Raw genomic sequence first — 13,404 nt, 5'->3', positions numbered from 1 at the left:
ACCGTGGAGGCATGCTAGCGACGACCCCTGCCGATCGCTTCCTCCTGTGACCGAGGTCGCTACCGACGTTGGTTTTAACAAGGATCCACCGGCTTGGTTGCAATGTACCCAGCGAAGTGGGGCCGCCGCTTGGGGGGCATGGGGCATGCGAGCGACGACCCCTGCCGGCCGCTTTGGGAACCGTGCGCTAGTCGCGACCGACCTAAGTTAACGGGCGATTGGGCGCGTGGTTTCCCTTGAGGGCCTAGCGGATTAGGAACGGTTGCGCACGCAGAGCATTCTTTCGTGAGCTTCCGGGACTACCTCCCAGGGCCCCTGGAAGTAAGCGGCCCCGGCGTCCCTCCCTGTTGAGTCGTCGTCCGTGAAATATCCTGAAGCGGTTGATTGGCAATAATAATTGCGAGAATTCCATCGATTGGATTTACCGGAAATTGGGGCTCTGGCGTCGATTTTCTTGCAAATTGCAGTTTGGGATTCCCTCGAATCCGAAGCCGTGATTCTCTACGCTCAAACGCAATCGGAGGGAGTTCGATGCGGCCACGGGAGCGGCGGGAAAGCGGCAAACAGGATCTGTTTCGTTCGCGGCTCGACCAGGTCATCAACATGGATCACGCACTGGCGAAGCTGGCGCGGACGATCGACTGGGGCTTTCTGGAAGAGAAGTTCGGCGCCGTGTACGCCGACGGCTCCGGGCGGCCGCCGCTGCCGACCCGACTGATGGCGGGGCTCGCGATTCTCAAGCACACCTACAACCTGAGCGACGAAGTGGTGTGCGAGCAGTGGATCGAGAACCCGTATTACCAGTACTTCTGCGGCGAAGAGTTTTTCCAGCATCGGCTGCCGCTGGATCGCTCCTCGATGACCCACTGGCGCAACCGCATGGGCGAGGAGCGGCTGCAGGCGCTGTTGCAGGAGAGCCTAGCGGTCGCAACCAAGACTGGCGCGATGAAGCCCGGCGATCTCGCCCGCGTCATTGTCGACACCACGGTGCAGCCGAAGAACATTACCTTCCCGACCGACGCCAAGCTGATGAACCGGGCCCGCGAGAAGCTGGTGAAGCTGGCCAAACAGCAGGGTGTGAAGCTGCGGCAGTCTTATGCGCGGGTCGGCAAGTTCGCCCTGATCCAGCATCAGCGTTACGCCCATGCCAAGCAATTCAAGCGCGCCAACAGGGCGTTGCGCAAGCTCAAGACCTATCTGGGCCGCGTCATCCGCGACATTGCCCGCAAGATCGACGGCAACCATGGGCTCGAGGCCAGCTTCGCTCTCCTGCTCAGCCTTGGCCGACGGGTACGAGCGCAGGAGCGCGGACAGCGCGGCCCCAAGGTCTACAGCCTGCATGCTCCCGAAGTGGAGTGCATCGGCAAGGGCAAGGCCCACAGGCCTTACGAGTTCGGCGTCAAGGTCAGCGTTGCCACCCCCCTCAAGCATAGCAAGGGCGGCCAGTTCGTCGCCCATGTCCAGGCGCTGCCCGGCAATCCCTATGACGGCCATACGCTGGCTGAGGTGATCCCGGGGATCGAAAAACTCGTCGGCACCACGATCGAGCGGCTCCACGCCGATGCCGGCTACCGCGGCCACAATGCGCCGGCCGACTACATGTTCAAAATCTACACCTCAAAACAAAAACGCCGCGTCACCCCGGCGATCAAACGCGAGATGCGCCGACGCTCTGCCGTCGAACCCGTCATCGGCCACCTCAAGGACGAGCACCGAATGGGGCGCAACTATCTCGCCCACCGCAAAGGCGACCTCAACAACGCCATCCTCGCCGCGGCCGGCTACAACTTCCGACGCCTCATCAAGTGGCTCAGGATTTTGTTGTGCCTCATCCTGACAGCCATCTTCCCGAAGCCAAAACTAGCGACTGCCTGAAAACGTAATCTTCACGGACGACTGAGTCGGGGCCGCTTCCCTGTCGGCAAGATAGGCCTCCGATGACTGTGCTGATCTACGTGGATACGAGCAAGCAGGTTGGAGACCCCGATCACCTCAAGGTCTTCGCCAACGCCGACGCCGCGGCAACCTTGTTCGCGGAAAATGACCCGGAAGGCGTCGTTCTTCGAATATGAAGTTCTTGGCGTGAAGGAGGTCGCCAACTGAGCCGGCCTTACTGCTTATCCTCGGACCACGTTTGCTCCCCGCACTCGCACTTGAACATGCGGACTGTCCGGCCATTCACGGGATTGAGCATCGTCCGAACCGTGGCGGGCTTCTTGCCGCAAATGCCGCACGCCCTGATCGGATTGGGATCGAAGCTGGAAAAGACTTCGTTTTTGAACTCGTCACTCACTAGTAAATGACCTGCCCTTTGTTGGACCTCGGGCAGATAAGTTACAAAGTGGACACTAGTTCCATGGGAAAAAATGGCAACCGACCAAAATACTGGCTGGTCAAACTTTCCAGACTCAATCTTGGCGTTTGTAGTTCCGGAGACGGTCCCATTCGTCCTCCTGGGGAGGGGGTATCAGATCCTCCACGCGCTTCAATCCCGCGGCTTTAAAGAGGCCAAGGACGAAAATCGTTGTTATCAATGCGGCTACGACCGGCATCAACAGCGTCCACATGGAAACCTCCCTCCATGTTCACCCCACGAATAAACCCGGGTGGTCTAGACTCGGTTCCGAAATGATGGGCGCTGGCCGAATGACAGGCACTGTCTACGTTGGAACTAATGTTCCCGATAAGAGTCTAGCTGTGGCTCTCAGCTGTTCCAGCCCCCAAAGCCCCAGCTGAGAGCTGGCGGCCCCGGTTGAGCGGAGAAAACCGGGGCCGCCTTCTAATCTCGAATCGAAAGAAGCCGCCTCAACTCGCGGCCTTAGGTCCCGGTCTTTCGGTGTATTATCGCCTGTTCAACCTGGTCCGCGAGGACCGTGAGGTGACTGTGAAGACGGTCAAACAGGTCGCGCTTAGCTTGGTCCGTTGCGAGGTCGCGGATCAGAGCGCACTCGGCTGCGTCTTTTCGGAGCTTTTCGACTTGCGCCAAATAGTCCTTCATCGCCGATGCCCGCCCTCCGTGCTTCCCAGCTTCGATCTGGGAACACCGGGAGTCAATCCAAACAAATGAATTAGGATGAGAACCGAAAGGGCCCGCCAGCGTGAACCGGCGGGCCTTGGTCAGCGCCGGATCAGGCGCATTCCTTACCCCCGATCCTGACAACGGTTGCCGGCTTCTTTTCGGGTGATTTGCATTAAAAATCCCATTTCGGGGTGCCTCGGCGCGTGCGGCATTGACTGGGCAGACGAACATGACCATTGAGACGATCGCCGATATGATCTGGGGGTTAGAGCAAGATATTGATGTAAGGATCTTTGATCCCCGCGAATCCTCGAAAAATCACAAATCGCATACGACCGAGACGGTAGGTAACGCTATTACGCCGCTCTTGGAGATCGCATCGTCGACCCCCGCATCGAACGCAACTCCTAGGCAGTCACTTGGAACGGAGCGGCCGGCAAGAAACCAAGAAATTTCGGATTATCGCTCGCAGCTAGTTGGAGTTCACTAGATGGAGATCAAAAACTTTCTTGCGAGCCAAGCGATTAGGTTCTTCTCAGAAGCAGAGGCCGTCGCGGAACGACGATCGCCCATTCCACTTAGACGATAGCGGCTACTTTCGCCTCGGTCCGAAAAGCCGCCTGATAGAGATGATCGACGCGGAGGGCCCGCAAGCCGTCCACCTGATCCTCAATTTGGGGCTCATCTTTCAGCAAGCCTATCCGGAAAAGGACTGAGCAGATGGCCAACATCCGCAAACGCACCCTGCCCTCAGGCATGATCCGATGGGAAGTCGCCTATGTCGACGGCGGCGGAGAGCGGCGCGCGAAGCTGTTCGCCACGAAGGGCGCCGCCCAGGCATGGATGGTTGATGCCCAGCACGACTTGAAGCGCGGTCTTCACACGGCAGGCAGCGTATCGCCCACGGTGAAGGACGCCGCGGCCATCTGGATTAAGCGCTGCAATGACAAGAAATTAGAGGCTATGACGGTGAAAGGCTACGAAGAGCACGTTGACCTGCACATCGTGCCGTTCATCGGGGCGAAGAAGCTGGCCGAGCTGACCGTTCCTGCAGTCAACGCATTCGCCGATCAGCTTCGCGACGCAGGGCGATCATCCTTGAGGAATTGTTTGACCCTCGAAGTCGCGCCGCATGCATGTCACTAGCTGTGGTCCCTGATGACAAGCACGGCTGGCGTGTCGTTGTTGCCAACCGCGGTCAAAGGTTTCTGACGGCCGAGGACGAGCGACGACTCGCCGACGTGCAACGTCGAGATTGTCCAAGGTGGTCATGATACAGAACCGTGCCGCGTCTTAGTGGGGTGAGACGCTTCGACGGCTATCGAAGCGTCCCGTGATCACGCGGTACTTGGGGAAAGATCCTGCGCGACTAGCCGGCACGCTATGCCTGTTTGAATCAGCTGCAACGAAACTCGCGTGTTAAGCTTGATATCCGCATTGCGGGTTAATTCTGGAACCACATAAGTGGTGCACTCCAGTCGTTGGCGGTGTTTCTGTCCGACATAGCATTTGGGCCGATGCAGTGGTCCTGAAGGCATGTCAGACCGCATCCGCATCATTAAACACGAGGCCATCCCCGGCTGCGGTGGCTTTGAGGTCAAGCGGGTACTTCTATTGGGACGCCCTTCTAAGCCGCCGGCTCAGGCCGGAAACGCTAGACCCAGAAACGGCGCTGGAGAGGGCTAGCCCCGGCGTATTAAAATGACGGCCCAGTCCCTCCGAGGCTGGGGCCAGCCTCGCAAGCCCACTAGAAAGCCCGCTTCCCCAGCGGGTTTCATTTTTTAAACCAACGCTACGGGCGCCTAGCTGCGAGCCGACCGGAAAATACATGGCATCAAGGCGATTGTGGCGTATCATGGTAAGAACTTTTCCATAGGGATGACATCTAATGCCGACACGATAGAATGAGGGCTCTTTCCGGTTGACGGAAGGTAACTAGCAAAACTTCTGAACCCCATCGGCGCTGTCCGGTGGGGTTTTTTGCGACCTTCGACGAGGCCTATTCGGGAGTGCCGAATTGTGGAATGGCTCACACCTTTCTGCGCTGCACAAGAACGAAATTTTCGGCAGTATTGCAGAACGCTGAGAGGTTTGTCCCGAGATGCGCAATTAGGTGGGCAGATTACTTGGTCATCAGCTGAACGCAGAGTTTGACATCAGCACTTCGTTGCCCAACTTGTCATGACGGCCATCGCGAGTCCACTAAGCGCGATCGTAGCCTCAACCCGGAAACAGCTTATCGCGAATATAGCGCGTTGTAGGTGTGAGCTTGACGCGTTTCGGATCGCACCAAGCAGCTTTCGCAAGCTCTCTTTTATCTCCGATTTTTAGCGCACCTGAGGCCTTCGCCAAAAAAATCGCATCGCTCATTTTCCGTCCTGACCGACTGTTCCTGCCTCTCACTTCCTTCCAAAGCTTCAAGCGGCCAAGCTTGATCCCAGGAAGCTCCTCTCTAATCTCCCGCTGCAAACATTCTCTTGCGCTTTCGCCGGCTCTTTTCCTGCCGCCAGGAAACATCCAGAGCTTATCTCGCCGCCGTCGCACCAGCAGCACGCGTCCCCTCTTCGCCGCGACAAGTTTTGATGACTTGGCCATTCCAGATGATCCAATTTCATCCATCATTAGTTGCGAGTACCGTATGCCGGATCAAAACGACAGCGATGCTGTCGCATTGAGCCGGCGTCTAGCTCAACGCGGAATGGGGTCAACGGCACCGACGAACCATAAAGGCTCCGATTGAAACGTTCGCCCAGGACTGCCATGATCCCTGCATCAATGCAGTCCATCCGAATCTGCAGGGTCAGGGAGGCGATCATGAAACACGAGGCGATTATTGGCATCGCGCTATCGGCACTGGCGCTCTTCGGCAATTTGAGCTTCGCGCACGCTCAGGCCGACTGCAAGACGTTAGTGAAGCCGTCTCCTTTCGGTCCGAACGATCAAATTGGCGCGACCAACCGCATAACTCCCGCCGTGACCAAGGCCGCGGCCGCGGAAATCCAGACCGGCACCGTCGTTCCCATGGCCTACGATCTGGTCGACGGCGTACCTCTGTTCGGCACCCGGTTCACCAAGACGATGTTGACGACCTTTGCGCTGGTCCCCGGCGCGGAATACGGCAAGAACAAACTGAGCTACATGGAAGATACCTATCTCAGCCAAAGCCACGTCGGTACGCATATCGACGGCATGGGCCACATCGGCATCCAGGATTGCTATTACAATCAGACGCCGATGGGAAAATTTGTCACTCAGAACGGCTTGAAGAAGCTGGGGCTTGAAAATCTTAAGTCCTTCGCCACCCGCGGCGTGGTCCTCGACATGGTCAAAGTGTTCCAGGAAGCCAACAAGCTGAAGAGCAATGCCGCCTGCCGGACGCCGTGTCTTGACGGTGGCACGGTGATTACACCTGCTGACATCCAGGCCGCTCTGAAGATGTACGATGTCACGCTGCGCGAAGGCGATGCAGTGTTCATTCATACCGGATGGGGTGACCTGTTCAAACAGTTCCCGGCGCAGAACACCGCCTATAACTCATCCGAAGCCGGTATCGGCAAAGCTGCAGCGCAGTGGCTCGCCGATCAAAAGGTGGTGCTGGTCGGGGCAGATACTTGGGCAGTTGAGGTAATCCCCAGTGAGGATACCCAGGAAGCCTTCCCTGTCCACGCGCTGCTGCTGACGGATAACGGCATCCACATCATCGAAAACGTTCGTACCGATCTGATCGCGGCCGAGGCGGCGAGCAGCAAACGCGCGACGTTCTTCCTCTCGATGACCGTCCCGAAGGCGGCGGGTACGACCGGCACCTTTGTCAATGTCGAAGCAATCCGGTAGTGTGCCTGTAGCAGGCTTAACTGAACGGGTTCCGATGACGACGTTTCAGATGAAACGCCGTCATTTCATGGTGGCTACCCTCGGGATGATTCTGTCAAAGCGCGTTGCCAGCGCGGCGCCTCAGCGCTTCCGAGTGGCTTTTGCAAATCTGAACGAGGAGCCAGGCACGCGGATCGACGGCTTGGGGTTCACCGGGTTGGAAATCCGGCGCAGCTTTGAGTTGGCCTCACGCAGCTTGCCCGTAGACATGACCTATTACGACAACGGTGGCGACGGTAATAAAGCGCTCGGCAACGCAAAGGACGCGGTCGCCAGTAAGGTCGATCTGCTGATCGAATATAATTCCGACGCGAGAGCAAATGTCGAAATCGGACGTATGTTAGAAACGGCGCGAATTCCTTTGCTCGCAGTGAATTATTCCGTACCAGGCGCCCCGCTTTATACTGCCGATAATATTGGGGCTGGCCGGATCGCCGGCCAAGCGTTAGGAAAATTCGGCAAAGAGAACTGGTCTGATCAGACACTGGTTGCAGCCATCCTCGGCGATGTCTCCGATCCAAGCTCTGCCGTCACCGCGCGCATTCAGGGCGTGACGGAAGGGTTGGGGCAGGAACTGCCCGATCTTTCGCTAGTACGATTGGATAGTGCTGGCCATTCAGTTCGAGCCGCAAGCGCACTCTCTAAATTTCTCGCGGCCCAAACTAGACGCAAGGTACTCGTAGCTACACTCGACGACGCCTCCGCCCTCGCCGCCAAATCTGCGGTTGAAGCGGCCGGGCGTATCAGCGATTGTGTCATTGTTAGCCAAGGCGCCGACCGCAGCGTCCATGGCGGTGCTAGTGAGAAGAAGGAGATCGATCCCGCCAATCGCGGCAGTGTCGTTCTAGGGTCGGTCGCCTATTATTTCGACCGCTACGGCTACGAAATCCTGCCGATTGCCTTGCGGATGCTGCGGGGCGAACACGTGCCGTCGCAAACCTCAACCAAGCACATAATGATTTCCGCGAAGAATGTGTTTCTCGAGTATCCGCCGAATGACATGAACTAAAGTCAGTTCGCCGGAGGCCCGTAATAATAAATACCATTCTGACCGTCCTCTGGATTGCTCATTGTAGCGAATGTCAGGCCCCCGTTCGAACCCGCCGAAGTGACGGAGTTGAGGGCGAGAGCGGGAATCACGCCGCCGTTGGCCAGACGATCTCCAACCATTGCGACCCGACGAATGGCTCCGGAATTGCCGAGATAAATCCCTAGAGGACCGGACCCCTCATCGACCGAAGCTACGAAGGCGATTGTGGCCGTGCGGCCAAAATTAGGCCAAGGCCCGAAAGCAGAAAAGCGGCCGCCGTCCGGCGCGCTCTCGCCCACGATCGCCAACTGCGTCAAGCCGCTCGCATTGGCGATCAGCAATGCTTCGGATGCGGCTTTCGAGCTCAAATGCGCGACAAAGGCCACGTTGTCCTCATCATCGATCGCAGCCCGCTCCGAAAAGCGCGCTAGCATTACGCCCCCAGGGCCAATCTCACCCGCGCCGACAAGAAGGTGCAATTCGCTGGCGCCGACGGTAAAAATTCCGCCCAATACTGCTCCGCGCTCAACGATCGCGGGGAAAACGACAACGCCTTTGTTGTTTATCGCGGGAAGACCGAAGCGGTCAAAGGTGCCACCGCGCGGGGCGGGATCGCCACCTGCCACGAGTTTGCGCAACACGCCACCGCTGTACAGATACAGTACTTGGAGCGTTTCCCGGCCCCGCCTGACAGTTCCCACAAAAGCGATTTCATCGCGATTGTTGAGCACCGGCGCATCGAATTCTACAAAGGTGCCATTTCGTACACTTGGCGCGTCCATCCCGGTTACTGCAATAGCTATGAGGCGGTCCTCGGCTGCGAGAAAAATTCCCTCCGTGGCGCGCGCTCCGGCAATGGTCGCGCCAAATGCGATCTTGCCTGCATCGTTCAGCGCTGGAAGCGGATGCCGCGCAAATTCGGACAGGACGCCACCTCCGGGTACGGCGTCGCCAACCGCTGCCACTTTCGTAATCCGCGAGGCGGTCGCGAGGAAAATGCCTTCATTCGCCTTCGCCCTTGCGACGCTGGCGTAAAACGCAACCTGTCCACGACTGTTGACCGGCGCTACGATCGGCTGCGAGCTCACGTCAAATCGGTTGAAGCTGCCGCCACCGGGCGCGGCCTGTCCGGACGCAACGATAAGGCGCAACGTGTCCACCACCGGAGACGCCGACGGTGCGGCAGCCTCACGAGCCGGCTCTGACAGACTAGCCCACAACACCAAGATCCAAAGACACAAGACAGCTGCGCCAGCTACTGTGAGGCGAGACCGCGCGCTCGTCAGCAGTGGCCCGCCGAAAGGCGACCGGGGAGCATCCATTTCCGTCAATTCTTCATCATTCCGGCCTTGAGCGTCGCGACGTTATGACGAAGCATCTTGAGATAAGTGTCAGCATCTCCGCCCGGCTTCGAAAGAGCGTCACCATAGAGGGTGCCTCCGATGGAGGCGCCGGTCTCCTTCGCAACCTGCTGCATCGCTCGGGGATCAGTAATGCTGTCGAGAAACAGTGCATGTATCCGCTCCTGTCGGACCTGCTTGGCGAGACGCGCCAGCTCGGCTGCAGACGGCTCGCTATTGTTTGTCCAACCATTAATCGATAGCAGCGTAATGCCGTAAGCTTTCGCCAGATATTGCAATGAATCGTGCGACGCTAGGAATCGTCGCTTTGCCGCCGGCAAAGCGGCAATCTCGGCTTTGGCCCAGGCGTCCAGGGCCTGCATTTCCTTGATGTAGGCGTCCGCTCGAAGCCGATAGTCCGAGGCGTTTGCTGGATCGCCCTTTACCAAGGCAGCGGCGATGTTCCTGACGTAAATGATTGCGTTCTTCGGGTCGAGCCAAGCGTGCTGATCGATCTCTTCTTCCCCGGATTTGTTCCGCGGCGCGCGCTCCTCGGTGGAAGTAAATGTTTTCACGCCTCTGCTCACGACAATTTTGGCGCCGCTGAAGTTCACCTGTTTGAGCAGAGGTTCGAGCCATGGTTCGAACTCGTCGTTGAGATCATTCATGAAGACTATCTTGGCTTCGGCGACACTCTTCCCGTCGGCTAGCGAGGGTTTGAAAAGCTCGGTGTCGCCGGCCGGTCCGACAAGGGTGACAAGATCAACCTTGTCGCCGGCGACATTCGCAACCATGTCACCAATCACGCTAAACGTTGCGACGACCTTGATCCGCTCGGCAGCGCCGGCCACGCTGGCGCCAAGCAATATCGCAACACCTGCGAAAATAACGCGGAACTGCGCGCGAATTGAAGTATCGCTTTTCATTTCCGTCCCTCAAGCTTTTTGGGTGTTAGCCGCATCCTACCCGCCGCTAGCAGCGACATGCCGTAGATCACCCCCGCGCCCATGACGATAGCCGGCCCGGAGGGCAGATTCGCGTAATAGGAAATGAGGAGCCCTGCAAGAGCAGCGGCCATTCCCATGACCGTCGCAAGCGCAATCATTGGCCACACTTTATGCGTCCAGCAGCGTGCCGCCGCAGCAGGTAGCAGCATCGGCCCTATCGCAAGCAACGTGCCAAAGGCCTGGAAATTCGCGACGAGATTGAGAACCACGAGCGTGATGAAAATGGCACGGAATGTGCCGCCGCCACCTCCGACAGCGCGCAGGAACGCCGGGTCGAAGGATTCCACCGCCAAGGGGCGATAGAGAGCGGCCACGATGATTATAGTTAAGCTGCTGATGCTAGCGATAAGTACCAGCGCCTTCACATCGACCGCAAGCACGGTCCCGAAAAGAACGTGCATCAAGTCGGCTTGGCTGCCGCGTGCGGCGACAATGAGGACGCCGAATGAGAGAGATACCAGATAGAAGACTATCAAGTTTGAGTCTTGGCGCTGCGGCCTTGCCCGGGCCGTGAGCGCGGCCAGACCCGCGACGGCGAGCCCGGTTAGCACTCCCCCTAGTGTCAAGGCGGCCAAGGAATAGCCTGCGTAAAGAAAGCCGAGTGCGGCGCCAGGCATCACTGCATGCGACAGCACATTTCCACTTAGGCTCTCGCGGCGCATGAGCAGAAGAGTGCCGATCGGCCCGTTCGCTAAGGCAAGAGCGAGGCACGCGACTAGCGCGATTCGCATAAATCCGAATGATTCAAATGGACTAACCAGAAAGCCAATGAGCTGTCCACTCACGTGACCCACCCGATGCGGGCACCCACTGGCGGGAGCAGCGCTTTTTGGCCCCGCGCAAGATTGTCGGCCGAAAGCGAAAGCGATGTATCCCCCCACGCGATGGGCGAGCGCGCCAACAGAAGCGTCGATGGGAAATGTCGACGCACTCGGTCGAGATCATGCAGCACCGCGACGACAGTTCGGCCCTCTCCCTGCCAGCGTTCTAAGAAACGCTGGAGATCTTCCGTCGTGCTCTCGTCGAGGGAAGCGAAAGGCTCGTCGAGCAAAATGACATCGGCGTCCTGCATAAGTAGCCGCGCAAACAGAGCTCTCTGGAACTGACCGACGGAAAGTTCGGCGATTTGCCGATCCATGACGGTTGAGAGGCCGACGGCCGCGAGTGCCTCGTAAACACTCGCAGCGAGGCCTTCCGGGGGCTTGCGAACCGAACCGAAATTTCGCCAATCGCCGAGCGCAACGAGTTCGGCGACCGAGATCGGAAACCCGCGGTCGAGTTCGTCCTGCTGCGGCAGATACGCCAGTCGATGGCGCGCAAGAGCGCCGCAAATGACCTCACCGGCCGTCGGCCGAATAATGCCGGCAAGCGTTTTTAGAAGCGAGCTTTTCCCGGCCCCGTTTGGGCCGATCACAGCCGTGAGGCTTGCGGGCGGAAACTCGCCAGTCAAGTCTTCAAACGCGTATCTCTCGCCATAGCGCACGGAAAGATTGCGGACCGCGATTCCTCCCTCTCCGCGACGACCGTGTTCGTTGGACGCGTTGGGATCGTAGCCACTGTCAAAATGACTGGCGAAGGCAGCTTGCGCATTATCCCCCAGCGCCGAGAGCGAAACAGCGAGCGATTGCCGGAGAGGCGCGGTGGCGGTGCCCAACAGGCCAAGCAAGTCAGAGGCAGACCGACGTCGCCGCACGGGATCCGAAGAATTCGCCATTACATGTCCCGGTGAAGGAGACCACCGGACTGTAGTCTAGGCAGCATGGTTGGGAGCGTCAATCTCGCGGCATCGGTTGCCCTAGCGACCTCTCAAGGAGAGCATCACGACCGCGGCTGACCTCCGGCTGACTGCACTTTCCGCTTTATTCGCCTAGTGCCAATGATCCAGTGCCAATGATAGAGTAGGAGCATCCGGAGGTGGGAAATGCTGCGCGTGGCTCTTCCTGTAGCCAAAAGGGAAAGCTGTAACGACCGTCAAGGATGATGACGATGATGGACGAAAACATTGCCTGCTTGCGAACCCATCCCAATAATATCGCTCGCTACCGGCGCTTGCTCCAAACCAAGCTTACGGATCTTGAGCGCCAATTTATTGAAAGGCGTCTGTCCGAAGTCATGGCATCACCCTCATCGGGTTTCCCATTTAGGGGTCGCGCCAGGCCTTGAATGGGAACGTAGCCCACTGCTCGGCGGTAAGGTGGGTACCGTTGTCCGTCTTAAGCGCCATAGCCGCACCGTCATGGTTCGCTTTGACGGCAACAGGACGACGAACACCCCACACCGCGATTACATCGAGCCAATTGAGGCTTAGTGAGACTTCGAGATCGCCCGTTGCAGCGTGCGAACCAAATCCTCCGCAGCCTCTTCCATCGTGTCTTTTCTTTCCAGATGCTTAATCATTGCGACTAGCGTGTTGATCAAGACGACCCGGGCCATCGGCGGCGAAACCTGTCTTTCAGCCAAGAGCGCACGGATGTCTCGCGTAAGCGCGACGCATTCGACTTCGTGTGCCTTCGTCATCTCTCTGGGCACTTCACTCCCCCAGCCAATGAAAAGTTGGGATTTTAAGCACGCCCGATTCGTCAGCCAAGGTGGCGGCGGATCGGTGGCAAAAAGCCGCCGCTATGACGATCTTCGTGACGGCTACCTGCCCTAGGGGTTAATGGATCGTTACCGGCTGAGCTTCTGACGCGCGCCGCCGATATTCTGACGAACGACCGAGCGTGTATTTTTATTGGGACGATCTGCCGGCGCGCAATGCCGAGCATAAACCGCTCGCAGCTTGCGGTTCACACAAGACGACTCACAATGAGCCGTCGTCGCGCTCGATCGTGACAGTGCGGCATCCGCGATATCCGCGATCATAACCGTAGGCGCGATAAGCGGGTCGATCGTAGTCGCGATAATAGCGCGGCTGCGGGCCCACTCTCACGCCTCCGATCGGTGTATCAACGGCAACTTGAGCTCACGCGGGTGCAACGGAAATCGGTGTGGCGATCGCGAATCCAGCAACCGCCAGTGCACCAGCCAACAACAGAGTTCGCATAAGAGTTTCCTCCTGAGTTATTGATTAACTTTCCAACGTCCCAGGTAGGGCGAGGTTCCTTTGGCCAGCTAACGCGGCCGGATGTAATGGCT

General features: G+C 58.2%; 11 protein-coding genes. 5 read left to right on the top strand and 6 right to left on the bottom strand.

Annotated features, from left to right (window positions below):
* The first annotated feature begins 531 nt into the window (after positions 1-531).
* Together ACVWVY_RS13510 and ACVWVY_RS13505 are read left to right on the top strand one after the other, a co-directional pair.
* A complete protein-coding gene (locus ACVWVY_RS13510) occupies positions 532-1,875 on the top strand; it encodes an IS5 family transposase (protein ID WP_456624781.1) in 1,344 nt (447 codons plus the stop codon).
* A gap of 62 nt (positions 1,876-1,937) precedes the next feature.
* A complete protein-coding gene (locus ACVWVY_RS13505) occupies positions 1,938-2,072 on the top strand; it encodes a hypothetical protein (RefSeq protein WP_456626815.1) in 135 nt (44 codons plus the stop codon).
* Positions 2,073-2,818: 746 nt separating this feature from the next.
* Here the strand turns inward: ACVWVY_RS13505 and ACVWVY_RS13500 are convergent.
* A complete protein-coding gene (locus ACVWVY_RS13500; RefSeq protein ID WP_456632200.1) occupies positions 2,819-2,998 on the bottom strand; it encodes a hypothetical protein in 180 nt (59 codons plus the stop codon).
* Between the two features lie 741 nt (positions 2,999-3,739).
* Between ACVWVY_RS13500 and ACVWVY_RS13495 the strand changes: the two genes are divergently transcribed.
* Positions 3,740-4,165 carry a tyrosine-type recombinase/integrase gene (locus ACVWVY_RS13495; RefSeq protein WP_456626814.1) on the top strand — a complete coding sequence of 142 codons (426 nt, stop codon included), beginning with the start codon at positions 3,740-3,742 and terminating at the stop codon, positions 4,163-4,165.
* A 1,074-nt stretch (positions 4,166-5,239) separates the two neighbouring features.
* On the opposite strand, the gene ACVWVY_RS13490 is transcribed toward ACVWVY_RS13495, so the two are convergent.
* On the bottom strand, positions 5,240-5,614 hold the full coding sequence (locus tag ACVWVY_RS13490; RefSeq protein WP_456626813.1) for an NUDIX hydrolase: 375 nt from the start codon (positions 5,612-5,614) through the stop codon (positions 5,240-5,242).
* Between the two features lie 219 nt (positions 5,615-5,833).
* On the opposite strand from ACVWVY_RS13490, the gene ACVWVY_RS13485 reads away from it, so the two are divergent.
* Positions 5,834-6,853, top strand: a complete 1,020-nt coding sequence (locus ACVWVY_RS13485; RefSeq protein WP_456626812.1) for a cyclase family protein — start codon at positions 5,834-5,836, stop codon at positions 6,851-6,853.
* Positions 6,854-6,887: 34 nt separating this feature from the next.
* Positions 6,888-7,901 carry a sugar ABC transporter substrate-binding protein gene (locus ACVWVY_RS13480; RefSeq protein ID WP_456626811.1) on the top strand — a complete coding sequence of 338 codons (1,014 nt, stop codon included), beginning with the start codon at positions 6,888-6,890 and terminating at the stop codon, positions 7,899-7,901.
* Between the two features lie 2 nt (positions 7,902-7,903).
* Here ACVWVY_RS13480 and ACVWVY_RS13475 read toward each other — a convergent pair whose 3' ends face one another.
* The 4 genes from ACVWVY_RS13475 to ACVWVY_RS13460 all read right to left on the bottom strand — a co-directional run bounded on the left by ACVWVY_RS13475 (position 7,904) and on the right by ACVWVY_RS13460 (position 11,983).
* Positions 7,904-9,085, bottom strand: coding sequence for a DUF7453 family protein (locus ACVWVY_RS13475; protein ID WP_456626810.1), 1,182 nt, complete (start codon positions 9,083-9,085; stop codon positions 7,904-7,906).
* A 164-nt stretch (positions 9,086-9,249) separates the two neighbouring features.
* Positions 9,250-10,188: a metal ABC transporter solute-binding protein, Zn/Mn family gene (locus tag ACVWVY_RS13470; protein ID WP_456626809.1), complete on the bottom strand. Its 939-nt coding sequence runs from the start codon at positions 10,186-10,188 to the stop codon at positions 9,250-9,252.
* A complete protein-coding gene (locus ACVWVY_RS13465) occupies positions 10,185-11,000 on the bottom strand; it encodes a metal ABC transporter permease (protein ID WP_456632199.1) in 816 nt (271 codons plus the stop codon). The genes ACVWVY_RS13470 and ACVWVY_RS13465 overlap by 4 nt, the downstream gene beginning before the upstream one ends.
* Before the next feature lie 50 nt (positions 11,001-11,050).
* Positions 11,051-11,983 (bottom strand): metal ABC transporter ATP-binding protein, encoded by a 933-nt coding sequence (locus tag ACVWVY_RS13460; protein WP_456626808.1) that lies wholly within the window; start codon positions 11,981-11,983, stop codon positions 11,051-11,053.
* Positions 11,984-13,404: the final 1,421 nt, after the last annotated feature.

It is taken from the genome of Bradyrhizobium sp. URHC0002 (assembly GCF_054059515.1).
This window is presented reverse-complemented; position numbering and strand designations above follow the sequence as displayed.